Source organism: Ruegeria sp. CDSA034 (genome assembly GCF_059612275.1).
Window position 1 is genome coordinate 15,973 of record NZ_JBXWQH010000022.1, and the last position, 16,612, is coordinate 32,584.

Annotated in this window: 18 protein-coding genes, 1 pseudogene and 1 riboswitch; of the genes and pseudogenes, 10 read left to right on the forward strand and 9 right to left on the reverse strand. The window is 55.5% G+C overall.

Annotated features, from left to right (window positions below; translation table 11 throughout):
* Window positions 1–67: 67 nt before the first annotated feature.
* The gene (locus AC2FLJ_RS22355; RefSeq protein ID WP_496700059.1) at window positions 68–1,699 is read right to left on the reverse strand and encodes a bifunctional aspartate transaminase/aspartate 4-decarboxylase; all 1,632 of its coding nucleotides are present in this window, start codon (window positions 1,697–1,699) and stop codon (window positions 68–70) included.
* A gap of 449 nt (window positions 1,700–2,148) precedes the next feature.
* Window positions 2,149–2,898: a DUF998 domain-containing protein gene (locus AC2FLJ_RS22360; RefSeq protein WP_282171142.1), complete on the reverse strand. Its 750-nt coding sequence runs from the start codon at window positions 2,896–2,898 to the stop codon at window positions 2,149–2,151.
* A 542-nt stretch (window positions 2,899–3,440) separates the two neighbouring features.
* Window positions 3,441–3,651: riboswitch (cobalamin riboswitch) on the forward strand.
* A 229-nt stretch (window positions 3,652–3,880) separates the two neighbouring features.
* Here AC2FLJ_RS22360 and AC2FLJ_RS22365 point away from each other — a divergent pair.
* From AC2FLJ_RS22365 to AC2FLJ_RS22375, 3 genes are read left to right on the forward strand one after another with little or no spacing between them, the layout of a single operon-like run.
* Window positions 3,881–4,639 carry a metal ABC transporter ATP-binding protein gene (locus tag AC2FLJ_RS22365; protein ID WP_496707719.1) on the forward strand — a complete coding sequence of 253 codons (759 nt, stop codon included), beginning with the start codon at window positions 3,881–3,883 and terminating at the stop codon, window positions 4,637–4,639.
* A complete protein-coding gene (locus AC2FLJ_RS22370; RefSeq protein WP_496707721.1) occupies window positions 4,632–5,534 on the forward strand; it encodes a metal ABC transporter permease in 903 nt (300 codons plus the stop codon). The genes AC2FLJ_RS22365 and AC2FLJ_RS22370 overlap by 8 nt, the downstream gene beginning before the upstream one ends.
* A complete protein-coding gene (locus tag AC2FLJ_RS22375; protein ID WP_282121290.1) occupies window positions 5,531–6,430 on the forward strand; it encodes a metal ABC transporter solute-binding protein, Zn/Mn family in 900 nt (299 codons plus the stop codon). The genes AC2FLJ_RS22370 and AC2FLJ_RS22375 overlap by 4 nt, the downstream gene beginning before the upstream one ends.
* Before the next feature lie 82 nt (window positions 6,431–6,512).
* Here AC2FLJ_RS22375 and AC2FLJ_RS22380 read toward each other — a convergent pair whose 3' ends face one another.
* Window positions 6,513–6,755, reverse strand: a complete 243-nt coding sequence (locus AC2FLJ_RS22380; RefSeq protein ID WP_108861889.1) for a hypothetical protein — start codon at window positions 6,753–6,755, stop codon at window positions 6,513–6,515.
* A gap of 186 nt (window positions 6,756–6,941) precedes the next feature.
* Window positions 6,942–7,853, reverse strand: coding sequence for a LysR family transcriptional regulator (locus AC2FLJ_RS22385; protein ID WP_109310856.1), 912 nt, complete (start codon window positions 7,851–7,853; stop codon window positions 6,942–6,944).
* A 170-nt stretch (window positions 7,854–8,023) separates the two neighbouring features.
* Between AC2FLJ_RS22385 and AC2FLJ_RS22390 the strand changes: the two genes are divergently transcribed.
* The 6 genes from AC2FLJ_RS22390 to AC2FLJ_RS22415 all read left to right on the forward strand — a co-directional run bounded on the left by AC2FLJ_RS22390 (window position 8,024) and on the right by AC2FLJ_RS22415 (window position 12,269).
* Window positions 8,024–9,040, forward strand: a complete 1,017-nt coding sequence (locus AC2FLJ_RS22390; protein ID WP_058273760.1) for a TRAP transporter substrate-binding protein — start codon at window positions 8,024–8,026, stop codon at window positions 9,038–9,040.
* Between the two features lie 69 nt (window positions 9,041–9,109).
* Window positions 9,110–9,646: a TRAP transporter small permease gene (locus AC2FLJ_RS22395; protein ID WP_058273759.1), complete on the forward strand. Its 537-nt coding sequence runs from the start codon at window positions 9,110–9,112 to the stop codon at window positions 9,644–9,646.
* A gap of 17 nt (window positions 9,647–9,663) precedes the next feature.
* Window positions 9,664–11,004, forward strand: coding sequence for a TRAP transporter large permease (locus AC2FLJ_RS22400; protein ID WP_058273758.1), 1,341 nt, complete (start codon window positions 9,664–9,666; stop codon window positions 11,002–11,004).
* A gap of 17 nt (window positions 11,005–11,021) precedes the next feature.
* Window positions 11,022–11,516: a universal stress protein gene (locus AC2FLJ_RS22405; protein ID WP_108861886.1), complete on the forward strand. Its 495-nt coding sequence runs from the start codon at window positions 11,022–11,024 to the stop codon at window positions 11,514–11,516.
* A gap of 270 nt (window positions 11,517–11,786) precedes the next feature.
* Window positions 11,787–12,014, forward strand: a complete 228-nt coding sequence (locus AC2FLJ_RS22410; RefSeq protein ID WP_109310857.1) for a YjiS-like domain-containing protein — start codon at window positions 11,787–11,789, stop codon at window positions 12,012–12,014.
* A gap of 51 nt (window positions 12,015–12,065) precedes the next feature.
* A complete protein-coding gene (locus AC2FLJ_RS22415; RefSeq protein ID WP_472722265.1) occupies window positions 12,066–12,269 on the forward strand; it encodes a DUF1127 domain-containing protein in 204 nt (67 codons plus the stop codon).
* A 71-nt stretch (window positions 12,270–12,340) separates the two neighbouring features.
* On the opposite strand, the gene AC2FLJ_RS22420 is transcribed toward AC2FLJ_RS22415, so the two are convergent.
* Genes AC2FLJ_RS22420 through AC2FLJ_RS22440 form a run of 5 tightly spaced genes read right to left on the reverse strand, consistent with a single transcriptional unit; the run spans window position 12,341 to window position 16,114 of the window.
* A complete protein-coding gene (locus AC2FLJ_RS22420; RefSeq protein ID WP_496707725.1) occupies window positions 12,341–13,483 on the reverse strand; it encodes a saccharopine dehydrogenase family protein in 1,143 nt (380 codons plus the stop codon).
* 22 nt (window positions 13,484–13,505) lie between these two features.
* Window positions 13,506–13,754 carry a SemiSWEET family sugar transporter gene (locus AC2FLJ_RS22425; protein WP_058273753.1) on the reverse strand — a complete coding sequence of 83 codons (249 nt, stop codon included), beginning with the start codon at window positions 13,752–13,754 and terminating at the stop codon, window positions 13,506–13,508.
* A gap of 12 nt (window positions 13,755–13,766) precedes the next feature.
* Complete coding sequence (locus AC2FLJ_RS22430) at window positions 13,767–14,813, reverse strand: saccharopine dehydrogenase (protein ID WP_496700071.1); 1,047 nt, start codon at window positions 14,811–14,813, stop codon at window positions 13,767–13,769.
* Window positions 14,814–14,827: 14 nt separating this feature from the next.
* On the reverse strand, window positions 14,828–15,442 hold the full coding sequence (locus AC2FLJ_RS22435; protein WP_496707728.1) for a glutathione S-transferase family protein: 615 nt from the start codon (window positions 15,440–15,442) through the stop codon (window positions 14,828–14,830).
* A gap of 21 nt (window positions 15,443–15,463) precedes the next feature.
* Complete coding sequence (locus AC2FLJ_RS22440) at window positions 15,464–16,114, reverse strand: histidine phosphatase family protein (protein ID WP_496707730.1); 651 nt, start codon at window positions 16,112–16,114, stop codon at window positions 15,464–15,466.
* Window positions 16,115–16,481: 367 nt separating this feature from the next.
* On the opposite strand from AC2FLJ_RS22440, the pseudogene gcvT reads away from it, so the two are divergent.
* Window positions 16,482–16,612 (forward strand): annotated as a pseudogene (gene gcvT, locus AC2FLJ_RS22445) (glycine cleavage system aminomethyltransferase GcvT); the annotation flags it as partial.

Sequence of the window (16,612 nt, forward strand, 5' to 3'; positions counted from 1 at the left end):
GGACGGGTGGGATCAGCGTTTGTGCAAACCATCACGCTGATCCGTTTCTCTTTGCTATTGCTAGATCTCAACCGTGCAACGGCAGTCCTTTCGAGGCACGGTAGGCCTGCACGTAACCCGTGGCCACCGCGCGCACCGCTCTTCCGATCTGGCGGTAAGCACTATCATCCAAATTGGCGAACGATACCCGCGCTGACCAGTTGGGCGCGTCAAAGCCCGATCCATTCAGCAAAACGATCCCGTGATCCTGAGCCAGTTTGAAGGATATATCTAGCGGGTGGACATTCTCTTTAATCCACTCGACCACCTCTTCTCCCACGTATTTACGGAGCCAGAATTCGAAGTCGATGATACCGTAGTATTTGTCGAACAGCGGGTTATCTGGAACTTCGATGCCCATCCCTTCGACCAACTCGTCAAAGCGGTGCTTCAGAATACCCCAGCAGAATTTCTGATAGGCCTTCTCTTCGTCCATAAGCTCGACCAGTGAAAACAAAGTCATCATCACCTGCTGCGGCAGTGATAGACCTGCGGTGTGGTTCAGCGCAACATCGCGGCTGTCGGCGACGATCCGGTCGATGAACTTGAACGAGGATGGATCAGGCGTCAACGTTTCGTACCGTGCGTTGACGACGGCCTTGGTTTCGTCCGTAGCCTCCGCAATCATCTTGTCGAAGATGTTGTTCTCGGCCACCAAAATCGCGCCCAAACGCCACCCGGTGCAACCGAAATACTTGGAGTACGAATAGACCCCGATTGTGTTCTCAGGCAGATGCCCCAAGATAGACTGAAAATTCGGAACGAAGGTCCCGTAAACATCGTCAGTCAGAATGATCAGGTCCGGGCGGCGGTTCTTTACGAACTCGACAAGCCGAGTCGAGACTTCGGGGCTGATAGCGACTGAAGACGGGTTGCCCGGGTTGACCAGAAATAGTGCTTTGACTTTCGGGTCGGACAAGATTTCGAAATCATCGTCGTTCAGTTGAAAGTGGTCCTCTTCTTTCGAAGATACATCCACGGTGTTCAGCCCATAGTCTTCAAGTACCGGCATTTCCAGATAGGGTGTGAAAATCGGTGTGCCCAACGCAATGGTGTCGCCGGCATTCAGCAATCGCTGGTTCTTGAGTGCCTTGAAAATATAACACATTGCAGCGGTTCCACCCTCAACTGCGTAGATATCGAACTTCGCATCCGGACGGTGCCCCGCGCACATCGCCCACATAACGTATTCGTGGACAATCGCCTCGTTGTGCTCCATGCACCGGTCGGGCATCGGGTAGTGGTCGCCAACAATACCGTCGGTCAACTCGAGCACGAAATCGTCCGGTGTAAAACCAAATTTCTCAATCGCAAAATCCACTACGGCCACCAAAGTTTCCGCACCTGGAGGGCCGTTTCCTTCAACCGATTTGGAACAATATGCTTTTAGCCGGTCATAACAGCCTGGCCCTTGCGGCATCCCGGCCAAACCGACCTGCGGCTCATTACGATGGCGCTGAGCTTCTGTCATAGCGAACTGCCCTAAAAGGAAAAACGCCTCCCGCGCTTTAGTGGCGATCCAGTTAGGGTTCCCTCGACCGGCATTGAGGTATGGCAAAGCCATCTGCCGCGCCTCTTTTTGCGCCAACTTAATAAGTTCGTCTTTGATTTGGAAAGGACTTAGGTTTTCAAATTTATGCAGGTTGAGTGATTCTGGCATGACATCAAATCCTTGCGTTAAAACAGATGACGTAGTTTAGCGGATCGCATGCAAGGCAATGTGTCAATGAAAACAACACTATTTGATGGGAACGGCGTAAAACCGAGAATTACGAGTCTTCATTTCAAGCCTTGGCTGTAACCATTTTGCAAGGCAGACAGGGTGATGGAAATTGCGCCGACGCTTTGGTCTCAGTGCTGACATCCCACTAAAATTTGCAAGGTTCACCATCTGCGCATTGCTGCCTTTCGTGGCCGCCAAAACTGCGCAAACAGCGAATGTCCAGAAGGTGGCCTGCTCTACCAACACCGTTCCTTGATGGAACGACTGCTATCTCCGAGGCAGGATGTAAGGAATGACCGCTTCGAGCTGATGGCTGTCATCCAAATTGGGGGCAGAGAACGATCGCTCTGAGCCCACTTTGGCCAATGCTGCACACCGCAGGAAGGTCAGTTTTGAGGCAAAATTGAAGCAGCATATAGTCCCAGCGATATAAATTGGAAGTAGATCCATGCTTCGAGGAGGCGTTGGAATAAGCCTTGTGTTACTGGCATCAAGAAAATTGTGATAAACAAACAGAAGCCGACGATTGTAGCTGGCGGCGCCAAGCGCCGCAGAAGCGAATTTGGTGGGGCAGTCAGGCTGAGGATCAGCAAACCGATCAACGCAAGCGGATAAGCCGTCACCGCAATTGCCATATGAGCAATATGGACCAACGTGCTTGTCATGTTCTCGTCGCTGCCTCGACTATCACACCCCGCATCACAAGGCAGAAAGGCGGCAAGTATCAAAAGAATGGCGTAAGCGGATAGAAGCAATATCGAGATTCGTTTTGTCCTGCTGCCTGGGAGGCAACTGTTTAGTCTTGCGAGGAACGCCAGAAGCCAAATCTCTGTCGGTATGAAGACGGCATAGTTGGTCCACGTCGCCAAGGGGGCCCCTACAGCCCCGAGTGCGCTCATGAATTGGTCGATATGCGAATAGTTGGGGGTCAGTGCACTTATGATGCCCACGCCTATCGCCAACCAAAGTCCACTAATAATGGGCAAAACGACAAGGCTTATTGATCGTGAGTTGCCCCAGAGAGTTATCCGCAAAAGCTCTGCCCCTGTGTTGACGCGCACGCTTCTTAGAGCGATTGCCCTGACGAGTTGGCACCTTCCGTCTGGCAAGCCGATCAGAACACGTCGCTCATCCATGTCAATCACAGAGTGGGATCACAACTTCCAGAATCTGGCACCGGTAAATCAGTAGCCTCCGTTCAGGTGCATCTGATCGCTTCCGAAAGCAGACCTTTGCGCCATCGCGGCATTAGTCAGCTTTGTCCCGCTTATCGGAAGTTTGGCTACTGTTTTGCGAAAATCCGCTTCTTCCTCAAACCAAACACTTTAACTTAGTTCGACAACCGCGGTTGCACCTTGCCGCAACCGGCGTCAGACTATCCAAAACACCCCGCTCAGACGGCAATCGATCAAATAGATCAATCGCTTAACATCGGCACCCCGTCAGGCGAATAACCTGCGATGTCAAAGACCCAAATCATCCCACTGCAGACAAAAAAAGTCCGGGCAGAATAAATTCAGTCAAAAAGACCGTTGGCGTGGGTCTGAAGCTGCAAGAAGCGGGGCTCGTGTAGTATCCACCGTTGCCTCACGTCTACCGCGTCCTCCGTAGTCGACCGGTGACTGGAACGAATAGCCATCCCTCACAGGTTTGCGCTCTTGTCGAATCAAATCAATTCGTATTTTGTCCTCGCGATGGTTCCCGACTGTATTTTGCGGTCAGGGATAAAAGGGAATACGGTGCGGTTCTGTAAAAAGGCCAATTCCGTGACTGCCCCCGCAACTGTAGGCGGCGAGCGACCCGAGATCGTCCACTGGGCAATAGCCTGGGAAGGATCGGGATAGCTTTGACCCGCAAGTCAGGAGACCTGCCATCCGAAATTTATGAACCTGGGCGGGGTGTCCCAGAGGGAGATGACAATGTTTCAAGCGGTCCGTACCGTGCACGACTTTGCGCTCGCTTTGCCCCTGTCCAAACACAGGAGGCGTTGCCGTTGTCATTGCAAAAAGCTGACACCCAAAGGGGTAAGTGTCTGACAGAATTCAGCGTTCCGGCGCTGGTCGCGGGGGCTCTGGCGCTGTCGGCGCTCTTGTGGCTCGCGATTTACGCGGTGATTTGATGTCGGCCGTTTTGCAAATCCGCGATCTGACGTTGGGCTACCGCGACCTGACATTGTTTCACCGCCTCTCCATGGATATCGCGGCCGGAACGACCCTTGCCGTTCTTGGTGCAAACGGGTCGGGGAAGAGCACTTTTGTAAAGATGCTGCTGGGCTTGATGGATCCGCTTTCGGGCAGTTTGACTTGGCCGCAAGGGCGTCCTCGTGACATCGGGTACCTGGCGCAGATGACCGAGTTCGACCGCCGATTTCCCATCCGTGTGAGGGATCTTGCCGCGATGGGGGCATGGCGCGGGTTTGGTTATCGTACCGGGCTGGACGCCGCCGCGCGCGACCGGATGGCCGCCGCGCTGGATGAGGCCGGGGTACTGGATATCGCTGACCGGCCTCTGCATATGCTATCAGGTGGGCAATTGCAGCGCGCGCTGTTCGCGCGGGTTATCATGCAGGACGCGCCGCTGATCCTGCTGGATGAACCGTTTGCCGCAGTCGACCAAAGTACCGAAGCACATCTATTGTCGATTATCCGCCGATGGCGCGATGAGGGGCGCGCGGTGGTTTTGGTGGTGCACGATCTTTCCTCGGTGCTGGATTATTGCAGCCACGCGCTGCTTTTGGGCGGGCAAGAGGCGACCCACGGACCGGTGAATGACGTTCTGACACCAGACCGGCTGGTTGCACAAGGATACCTTTCGGAAAGTCAGGCGTCCTGGATGTTCCGTGGCACCCATTCAACACCGGAGCACGCCAATGTATGACCTGATCGTCGAAATGTGGAGCTTTGCCTTCATGCGTCGCGCTTTTGTGGCAACCACGGTTTTGTCGGCTTCGGTCGCGCCGGTGGGGGCATTTCTTGTTCTGCGTCGCCTATCGCTGGCTGGTGAGGCCATGGCCCATGCGATTACGCCAGGCATCGTCATCGGCTTTGTCACGGCAGGCTTGTCAGTCATGTCACTGCTGGTCGGAGGGCTTATCGCGGGTGTTGGCGTCGCCATTTTGACCGCCTTTCTTGCACGCCGGACAATCCTGCGCAGCGATGCCAGCCTTGCCTCGCTTTATCTGATCGCATTGGCGGTGGGTATCTTTATCCTGTCTGCAGCAGGGTCCGCGGTTCCACTAAAAAGCTTCCTGTTTGGATCAATCCTTGGGATCGACGACGCGTCGATGATCCTTGTCGGCGGGGTGGCGACAGTAACATTGCTGGCATTCGCCGTTCTGCTTCGTCCGCTGATTGTCAGCACCTGTGATCCGGTTTTCTTCGAAACTCAAACGCGCCGGCCGTGGCTGGTTGATCAGGGTTTTATGCTGCTGCTGGTTCTGAACCTGCTGGCCGCGTTCAAAACACTGGGAACGTTGATGGCCGTTGGCTTGATGATCCTGCCTGCGACCGCTGGGCGCTATTGGGCCAGTACGATCACCGGGCAACTGGTCCTGGGCTTTGTATTTGCCTTGTCCAGCTGCTGGATCGGCCTGACCCTGTCCTACCTGTTCCCGGACACGCCGTCCGGCCCGGCGATCGTTTTGGTTGCCGGTGGGTTCTTTCTGTTCTCGGCCATTTTCGGTCCCCTTGGTTTTGGCAGACGGATGCGCAAACCGTCTGTTTCCAAAGACATCCCCATTGCCCAAATTCAACAAGAAGAGAGAGCACAATGACTCTTGTGAAGTCACTCTATGCCGGCATCGCCTCTGTGTCGTTTGCTTTGGCTGCATTGCCGACCGTTGCGGCAGAAGACAACGTCAAGATCGTCGCCAGCTTTTCGATCCTCGGCGACATGGTCGAAGAGGTCGTGGGCGATCTGGCCACAGTTACGACAATCGTGGGCCCGGATGCGGATGCGCATGTGTATCAGCCTTCGGTTGCAGATGCGAAGGCCGTTGCCCAGGCGGATATCATCTTTGTCAACGGTCTGGGCTTTGAGACATGGTCCGATACCCTGATCGCTGAATCGGGCACTGACGCAACCGTGCACGTTGCCACCGATGGTATCACGCCTGTCACAGTCGAGGGCAAAATCGACCCCCACGCTTGGAACTCGCTGTCGAACGGCATGATTTACGTGACCAATGTGGCCGACGTGATGACAGAGGCGATGCCCGAGCACGCCGAAGAAATCGCTGCCAATGCTGCGGCCTATATTGCGCAGCTTGAGGCGCTGGATGCAGAAACCAAGACGAAGCTGGCAGGCCTGCCTGCCAATCGCCGCACGGTTGTGACTGCACATGACGCATTTGGTTATCTGGCAGACGCCTACGGACTGACTTTCCTTGCGCCGGTTGGCATCGATACCGAGGCGGAGCCATCAGCCAAGGATCTTGCTGTTCTGATTGATCAACTGAAGGCGGATGGTGCTGCGGCGCTGTTTGTTGAAAACATCACAAGCCCTACTTTGATTCAGCAAATCTCGGATGAAACCGGTATCGTGATTGGTGGACGGCTTTTCTCAGACGCCTTGTCGGAACGCGGTAGTCCGGCCACCAGCTATCTCGCGATGTTCCAGCACAATCTGAACACTCTGTTGAACGCGCTTGGGAACGCAACCGCAAGCTAACTAGTCTTTAGGTACGGGGCGGCGCCTGAACCGCCACCCCCCGTACCGTGCATTGGAACAGCGGGTTCTTGGTAATCGTCCCCTAGTCCGGCTTCCATCCATCTTCGTATTCTCCCAAAGTTCGGGAAAGATCCAACAGCGAGGCGAACAGTCTTGCGTAAACGTCCCGTGACATCATGGTCTTGTTGTCATCCAACACTTGCAGAAGATCGACGACGCCCGAGGCAAAGGCATCATAGACCAACTGGTCCGCGGGCGTTGGGTCCAGGGTCCATATATCGTGCGTGTCGTAATACCCTACGGGTTGGGGATCGTCGTCTATCATTTGTCCGCCTCATTTTGGTGAGGCGCATGTAAGTGATAAGAAGGCGAGCACCAGTGATGTGGCAGGAAGTCACAAGTTTTTGGCAACGCCAAAAATGCGAATCCGATATCGCGTTTGGCCGTTGACAGGATGTGATGAACCACGTCTTCACCACAGTTGGCTCGTGTTGTGCCAGCCCGGCAGTTGTCAGGGTTTCGAATGTTCGCTCTGCAAAACTTCCAGAAACAGGTTTGTCACCCGTGTTGGTTCAGGTTGCTTTCTGGTCACTGCTGCAAACCGGGTTCGATATTGCGTTTCGCCCGGCAACACCATCCGCATCTTTTCCTGGTCCACAAAGTCCTGCGCAAGATGATCAGGCAAATAACCTATGTATCGCCCTGACAGGATTAGTATGGCCAGCGCCTGCTCGCTTTGAACTTTTGCTGACCGTTTGAAACCCAGTTGCTGACCGACGATCAGGTTCGGAGAGTTCACGCTGAGCCCAACATAGTTGTACCTGAGCAGGTCACTGGTCCTGAGTTCCTGGTCTGGTATTTCGAAAAGGGGGTGTTCCCGGCCGCAATACAGGAACATGTTCTCGCCATATAACGGAGCATAGTTAAGACTTGTCGAAGGGCGATGCAGCGCAATAATTCCGATGTCGAGCTGGCCACTGATGACCATGGTCTCGATCACGTTTGGCGGCTCAAGGGACAGTTCGATCTGGACCGAGGGGGCGGCTTCGTTGAACCGATGAATGGCGCGGGCAAGCCGGGAATCCGGGTTTGACGCACATTGATCAAATAGCGAAATGCGGATCGTTCCCCCCAACTGTTCCTTGATCTCGCTGACCTCGTTCCGAAATTGCGACACGGACACAAGCAGGTGATCTGCTGCTTGCAGCACTTTTGCGCCGTCTTCTGTCAGGGCGAAACCCGCAGGACCGCGCGTGCACAGTTTTAAGCCCAATCGCAGTTCCAAATCAGTAACATGCTTCGAAATGGTGGATTTGCCGATATTCAGCTCAACTTCGGCCGCAGACAGACCACCACTTTCCACAACCGTCTTGAAAACGCGCAGCAATCGGATGTCGCTGTCGCCGATGCGTGAGGCAACCATTTTCTACCCAATTCGTAAGGTTCGATATATATGAAACCTATCGCGCAAAGAATGGCAACATAGAAACACATTTCACGAGCTACTCTGAAAAAGCCGAGGTAGAATCGGACTGGCCATCTCTCCCCAGGTCAGCGCGCACCTCGAAACATGATAAAACTGGGAGGACATCTATGTCATTCATCAAAAAGCTTGGCACCATGACTGCTGCCGTTTCGGTCGCAGCCCTGATGGTTGCGGGCGCAGCCGACGCGAAAAACTTCAAGATTGCTGTTGGCGATAGTGCAGGCAGCGCACAAGAAGCCCTTGGCTTGGCTTTCGTTAAGGCACTCGAAGAAAAATCGGGTGGCGCACACACAGCTACACTGTTCCTGAACGGTCAGCTGGGTTCCGAGCAGGACACCGTCAACGAGGCCGCAATCGGCACGCTGGACATGTCGCTGCTGGCGATCAACAACATCACGCCGTTCTCGCCTTCGGTTGGTGTATTCACTCTGCCTTATGTGATCCTGTCGCTGGAAGATGCTGAAAAGCTGACCCAAGGCCCGATCGGTCAGGAACTGGTGGAAAACACCATTCGTGACGCAGGTGTGCGCATCATCGGCTGGACCTACACAGGTTTCCGCCGTCTGACCAACTCGAAAAAACCTGTCAGCTCGGTTGCTGACCTGCAGGACCTGATCATCCGCGTTCCCAAGAACGAAATCATGATCGAAACCTACAAGTCCTGGGGTATCAGCCCGACTCCGATGGCATGGTCCGAGACCTTCACCGGTCTGCAAACCAAAGTTGTCGACGGTCAGGACAACCCTTACCTGACGATCAACGCAATGAAGTTCTACGAGGTCCAGAACCACGTGACCAACCTGCGTTACATCTTCTCGATCGAACCGCTGATCGTTTCGGAATCTGTTTTCCAGGGTCTGAGCGAAGAAGACCAGAAGATCATCCTGGAAGCCGGTCAGGAAGCAACTCAGATTTCCGCTCAGTTCCTGCGCGACTCTGAAGCTGCGATCAAAGAAGAGCTGACTGAAAAAGGCATGGCAATCATCGATCCTGAGAACGATGAGGCCGAGTTCATCGAACTGGCAACCGGTGCAGTATGGCCTCAGTTCTATGAGTCCATCGGCGGCGTCGAGAAACTGAACACGGTCCTCGAGGCCATCGGCCGCGAGCCCGTCCAGCAATAATCGCCAATGAGCGAAAAGGAAAAGAGCGCTTCGGCGCTCTTTTCATCTCAGGGAGGAGGGAATTCCGCAATGTTCTGGAAATTTCTGGACAATATCGAAAGTATCATCTGCCGGATCCTGCTATCCGGCTTCGTCTGTCTGCTGTTTGTACAGATCATAGCGCGTGAAGTCTTTGGCTTTTCGTACAGCTGGATCGAAGAACTATCAGTCTACATGTTCGTCTGGTTTGTCTACTTTGGCGCCAGCTATGCGGCATTGAAAGGCGCGCATAACCGGGTGACCTTCCAGTTCAAGTTCCTGCCCGAACGCTACATCAAGTACATAGAGGCTTTTGCTGATCTCTTCTGGCTCTTTTTCAACGTCTACTTCCTGTATCTGGCCACGGACTTTGTCTTCAACAAGATGAACAAGTTCTGGAAGTCCCAGACTCTGGGTATCGAAATGAAGTATGTCTACATGGTTCTGCCTCTCGCCTTTGCGCTGATGACCGTGCGCATCATTCAGGTGAACTATCGCCGCCTGATCAAAGGCGAAGACATCCATGATCCTGACCAGATCGACCTTGATGAAATCAAAGCTGCCACCGAAGCAGCTAAACGCGACTGAGGCAGGGAGGAAAAACCATGGAATCCGAAATCGTCACAATCCTATTTGGATCGTTTCTTTTACTGCTGCTCATCGGTGCACCGATCACGGTTGCGCTGGGTGTGGCATCGCTGTTCTCGTTCCTTTACCTGGGCGAAAACCCAATCAAGTTCGTGCAGATTGCATTTACCTCGGTGGGTGCGTTCCCACTGATGGCTCTGCCTGCATTTATTCTGGCGGGGGCTCTTATGGAGGCCGCCGGTATCTCAAAGCGCCTAATCAATGTTGCTGAAAGTCTGGCTGGTCCATTCACCGGCGGTATTTCGGCTGCAACGGTTATGGCCTGTCTGTTCTTTGGCGCCATTTCGGGCTCGGGCCCGGCAACAACCGCGGCCGTGGGGATGCTGATGATCCCAGCAATGATCGACCGTGGCTATGAGCGCGGCTATGCCTCTGCTATTACCGCTTCTTCTGGCGGCCTCGGGATTATTATTCCTCCCTCCATCCCGATGGTGATCTTCGGCATTGCCGCGCTCGGTATGGCGCCTCCGCTGGAAGCAGTTGAAAAGTTCGGCACCTTCCAGTCGGTTTCTATCTCGAAACTGTTCATCGCGGGCTTTGTCCCGGCGTTCCTGATCGCCACCAGCTTGCTGATCCTGAACTACTTCATGTCTAAGAAGCGTGGGTACAAAGGTGTGGCCGAAGGTTGGTCGCTGCGTCATGTGGCCTGCGAGATGTATCGCGGGTTCTGGTCGCTGATGGCGCCGCTGGTGATCCTGGGTGGTATCTATACCGGCTTCTTTACCCCGACCGAGGCTGCAATCGTCGCAATCTTCTACACTCTGTTCGTTGGCGTGGTCATCTATCGTGAACTGACATGGCAGTCGCTGTTCCAGTCGCTTGAAGCCACCACGTGGCTGACGGGCCGTGTTCTGCTGATCCTGTTCACAGCGACCGTGTTTGGCCGCCTTCTGGTGGAAAACCAGATCCCGGCGATCATCGCGGACTCGATGCTCAGCTTTACCGACAACCTTTATGTGATCTGGGCGCTGATCATCTTCTTCCTGCTGTTCGTCGGCATGTTTATGGAGACACTGGCCACCATCCTGATCTTGGTTCCGGTGATGCTGCCTGTGGCCTATTCGGTCGGTATCGACCCGATCCACTTTGGTGTGGTTATGGTTTGTACGCTGGGTATCGGCTTCCAGACGCCGCCGCTGGGTGAAAACCTGTTCATCGCATCGGGTATTTCGAACATAACGATCGAGCAGATCTCGTTGCGTGCATTGCCCTTTGCGGCGGCTAATACCATCGCGATCTTCATCATTGCGTTTTTCCCTGAGCTGTCGCTATGGCTACCCAGGCTGTTGGGCTACTGACCTGAAAGGATAATGTTATGAAACAAATGGTGACAAATATCCTGTTCGCGACCGACTTGTCGGAGAACTCGGGTCATGCCATGCGCAATGCGGCCAGCATTGCAATGGCAACAGGGGCAGAAATTCACGTCCTGCATGTGAACGAACCCCTGTCGGACGACGCGAAGATCACGATGGACATGTTCATCCTGAATGAAGAGACGCGTAAAACCGCGGCCCAGCGTCGCCATGAAATGGTGCGCAAGGTGCTGGCCGAACGGCAAGCCAAGTTCTGGGCACAGTTCGAAGGCGATGACGCCAAGATCCGTGATCAGGTGACCTCGATCGAGGTCACCGACGGGCACCCGGCCGAGGTGATCCTCCGGCGCTCGGTCGAGATGGGGTGCGATCTGATCGTGCTTGGCGCACATGACCACGGCTTTTCGCACACCTTCCTCGGAACGGTGGCGAAACGTGTCTTGCGTCGGTCGAATATCCCGACACTGATCGTTCCGAACCCGGACGAAGTCTAAGAATTTCCATGGGCCGCTACGATCGTAGCGGCCCATGCTTTGCGCTGTACCGCGAACCAATTTGGTGATGCCCGAACACCGCCTGTTCCGCATCCAACGGCCCTACGTTTATTACGGGCCAAAGCTTTCCAAGCTACAAATCTCCGCCTCAAACTATACCCAGAAAGCTTCGTTAACAGAGCTTAATGAAACGGTGTTCTCTCCTTAAGAACCGGTTCCTTAATTTGAGTCGTGACCAAAACCGCAATCCAAATTCAGGAGGAGAAGACCATGGAAGCGACACAGACTATAACCTCGAACCGCAACGTTTTTTCTGCGCTGTTCGCGGATTATGCAGAGGCCCGAACCGAGCATTTCCGCCGCAGGATTTTCGCCAACACAGTCCACGACCTAGAGGCGTTGAACGATCGCCAATTGAGCGACATCGGCGTCCCTCGGGCTGAAATCAAGCAACGCGCTTACCAAAGCGTCTATCACGGCGCACCCTATCGCCAGTAGCGACGGGCCAGCCCAAAACACGCTCGCGTAACCAGTTATGAGGTAGACCCCATGTTTGATGTCATCCCACCAAGCAAGCAATTGCCCCCCACGAATAGCGCCCTGCTGTTGTTCGACCGCGCTATGCGCATACGTGCGATCAGTTCCGAAATCGTTCGGGCTGCACAGTATCTGAACAGCTTTTCCGATCAGGAATTGTCAGAGCTGGGTATAAATCGCAGCGATATTGAAGACACGATTCAACGCTACATTTGACAGGCTGGCGAAAGCGGGGCGATTGAGAAAAAGCGAAATAAAGCCACTCTGGCGTGCCAGAGTGGCTTTTCTTACGCGAGGTGATCCACAACCTGCAAATGCTGCGCCAGCTTGTCGATCTCGGCCATCCAACCCTGCACCAGTTTTGGGTCGCTGGGTGCCGCATGTACACCGACGGCGATCGCACGATTCAGGACCGCTTCGACCGCCAGCGAGACCGGGATAGACACCAGTCGCGCCATTGCCGTGCCGCGCGCGTCGCCCCAGGCGTCCATGACATAGGTTTTGTGCCAGACGGGTGTTCCGTCTTTCTCGGCCTTCAGTCCTACGCACAGAACCACACGGTCCGGTTCCCCTTCGTCATAGGCGTTTTCGCCCCAGAACTGGTCCGACATTTCCTTCAGGCGCGCGTCGCCCTCAGGTCCGGACAGGGTTTCAATCTCGCTGAACACGTCCGACCACGCATCGGCCCAGCCATTCAGGCGCAAGGTGCCGCGGACGAATTCCTTGACGCTCCAGTGATCCTCGAACTGATATTCCTCCATAAAAGGCAGAGAGTCGCGGTTCGGATAGACCTCGAAACTCTCCGGTGCGGGCAGTGGGGCGATATAGCTGCTGATCGCGTCCCACGGGCGGGCGACGTCCAGCGGTGCATAATCACGGATCGATTTCGACGGCGAACGCAGGGCCTTGAGCACACCCAAAGGCGACCAGCTGAACTTGTAGCGGAACGGGTTGGGGTTCTTCGGAATGCCGCCGCAATACGAGATAAAGCTCAGGTGGTTGTTCGCATCAAACGCGTCCGAGGCGCGATAGTCGGCGATCAGGGCGTGAGCCATCAGGTGGTCAATGCCCGGATCAAGCCCGACCTCGTTCACCAGCGCCACACCGGCCTCGCGGGCCTTGTCATCCAACGCCCGCATCTCGGGAGCAATGTAAGAGGATGAGACAAAATTGGCCTCCTTCGAGATGGCCAGTTCCGCCAGCGGCACGTGCCAATCGCCCGGCAGCATTGAGACGATCACGTCACCTTTTTCCAGCACTGCGCCCAGTGCGTCGATGTCAAAGGCACGAATGTCGTCGGTCAGGTCTCCGACTTCGGCCTTGGCCTTTTCAATGGTCCGGTTCCAGACGGTGACCTTGTGCCCGCCTTCAATCAGGCGACGCAGGCCGGGGATGGCCGACAGGCCGGTGCCACACCAATGGATGGTCATGCTTAAGCTCCTCTATGGCTGTTCAGCCGAATTTCAGTTTCGCGATCACGATCGCACCGACAAGAAGGATCGATATCACATTGCCCAAGATCAGAGGCCATGCAGCGATCATCAATCCGTAGGCCAACCACAACGTCAGTGTTGTCAGGATCAGCAGGTTTGCAGGCAGAGACAGGTCCTTGGTTTCGCGACTGCGCCACGTTTTCAGGGTCTGGGGTAGCCAGCAAATCGTGCCAAGAACCGCTGCTGCACCGCCGATCAAGTGTTCCATGCGTGCACCGGCTCAGACATGTTTGCGAAACTCGTCCTGTGCCCGACCCCAAACACCGCTTTCGATCTCTTTCAACGTCAGCAGAGTTGTCAGCAATTGCGCGGCATAGTCTTCCGAGCTTTCGACTGGCAGCATCGAGGGCAGATTGTCGATTGCCATGACATCCATCACCGGATCCGACGCGACGCGCAAGGCGGGGGCGTCCCACGTGGTGGCGCGGTCGTAAACGGGTACCGGGTTGTAATCGCTGTCCGGGTCGCAGGCGACATCACCAATGGCGGTCAGGTTGCGCGGGTTGGTCAGCGACTCTCGCGGAACAAAGATCGGGGTGCCCGGGCGGGCAAAAATGCAGTTCAGAAACAGGTCATGTTCCAGAATTTCGGGGAAAGGCCCGCCGCTGGCGGTTTCAGCCATGTCCCATTTGGTGACACTGACGCCCATGGCCTCGCACAGGTCGGCGGCGCCTGCACCCACGCGACCCAGCGCGCCGATCACGATGGCGCAGGGACGATTGGCGCCTGTGGCGTTCAACTCGGCCAGTAATTCAGCATTCAGCGCGTCCTTGCCCGAATACACACCAACGGGCGGGCATTCCTCATTCCGTTGCTGCGCCGCCCATGCTTTCAGGGTGACAGCTGCGCCAGCATAACCAGCCCAATACCCGAAGGCCGCGACGCGACGGCCGTTCTCGTCCACAAGGTATTCCAGATCATAAAGCGTTCCGCCCCCGGCCTTGAACCGCTGCAGTAGGGCGCGGCCAGAATGCTGACCCTTATAGGCGTGGCCGAACATGATGTGGCGATGGGGCAGGGGGGTGCCGTCCTCTGGCAATTCCTTCAAACCAAAGACGATGGCATCAAGGGGGGCATCGGGCCAGGAATTCTCGGGCGCAATCTCGCAGCCTGCGTTTTTGTAGCCGTCTATCGGAATAGCGCGGACATGGCTTTCCTCGACGGTTACCCGGATGCCTGCCGCAATCAGGGACGCCGCGCCTTCTGGGGTCAATCCAACCCGTTCTTCATTCGGGCGTTGCTCTGCCCGGACCCAGAGATGTGTCATGCGTCGTCCTTCACTCAAATCATCCCGGCGGCGCGCACCGCCTGAACCGAGGCGCGCGCCTCCATCGCCTCGCGGAAAGCGAGGATTTTGGGAAAGGCCGACACGTCCACGCCGTCGCCTTCCAGCCAGCTGCACACCACGTACAGATAGGCGTCCGCCAGCGAGACCGTATCGCCCAACACAAAGGGCCCGCGCAATCCGTTTGATACGATGTACTCACAGGACGTGGTCATGGTCTGGGCGACCTTGGCGGTCATGTCTTTCCAGCTGGCTTTCTTGTCGGCCCAACGGGGCCCGCGCAGCTTGTGTGCGTGGTTTACATGCATGGTCGAGGCCAGATAATACATCACTTCGCGCATACGGGCCGCCATGACAGGATCGGCGGGGACAAGATTTGCGTCAGGCGCAACCGTAGCGACATATTCCAGCAACGCCCCTGTTTCAGTCAGGATACCGCCATCAACCGCCAATGCAGGCACACGGCCTTTTGGATTGATCTGTTTGTAAGCCGGTTTGGTCTGGTCGCCTTCGGCGAAGTCCAGACGGACCGCTTCATAGTCCAGACCGGCCTCCTCCAAGGCGATGGCAACGGCGATCGAAATGGTGCGGGGAGCATAATAAAGCTGCATCAGAGTGCCTCCGGGCTTGGATTACAGATGCGTTTGGGCAAACTGCCTGTCTGGCGCTTCCAGATGCGGGACTGCGTTGAACAGAACCGGGCTCAGCTGCGCGCCTATCGGGTGCAGACGATGCATTGAGGTGTTCATGATGGCAAGAGCCACCCTCGCCATCGCAGGTATGTCCAGTCCCATGGCCTGTCGTACAACCATCGAGATCAACCCACCCGAGGTCACAACAATCGCCGGACCGCCTTCTGTGCCGATATCGCGCAAAGCATCTGAGACGCGTGTTTCGAACTCCTCAAAGGTCTCGGGCGTTTCCTCGATCTCGCCTCTGGCCCATGCGGCAAAAGTTCGGGGCAGATGGTCGACAAACCCTTCCCGGTCCGTCGGCACGGGGATGCCATGTTGCTCTTCATACAATTTCGCAATGTTGAAGTATTCGACCTCGTTGAGGCGTGGATCACGGGTAGGTTCGGGCAGTCCCATGCTGGCGGCGGTTTCCACGTGGCGCGACAGGGTTCCGCAATAGACGCGCGGGTAGAACGCTCGTGTGCTCTGCAGATGCGCGCCCAGCCAACGGGCTTGCTGATGGCCCAGATCGCTGAGCTTGTCATAGTTTACTTCGTCACGTGCGGTGGTGTTGGCCTGCCCGTGACGCACCAGTGTGATATGTGCCATTGCGTCCCCTCTTGCGCGAAGTCTTAGGGCAGGTTCAGGGTCGGTGCCAGAGCCCTTTGGCAGAAAGCGGCCAAAAATCAGTTTGATGGCTCGGCTGTCTTTTGTTCGCCGCAGAAATTTGCCCATGGCACGTCGCATGCGATGTTGCCTAACGGAAAAAAGTTTCCTATAGGATACAAAGCCGCTGCATGCGGCCGTATACATGCCTCTGCAACGCCGCCCTCGGGGGACCAAAAGACCGCCAGCAGTCGAAGCCTGTTGACTCGCTGCACAGTCCTAGGAACCTTGGTGTCAATTGGCGACAATACAGAGATAACGTTGCAATCCATGCGGCAATGTTGCCAAGGTCTTAGGAAAGGTCTCTGCCATGTCTGACGCACCCAAACGCACCCCATTGCATTCTTTGCACGTTGAGTTGGGAGGTAAGTTGGTTGATTTTGCTGGTTGGGAGATGCCTGTTCAGTATCCTTTGGGGATTATGGGGGAGCATAAGCAGTG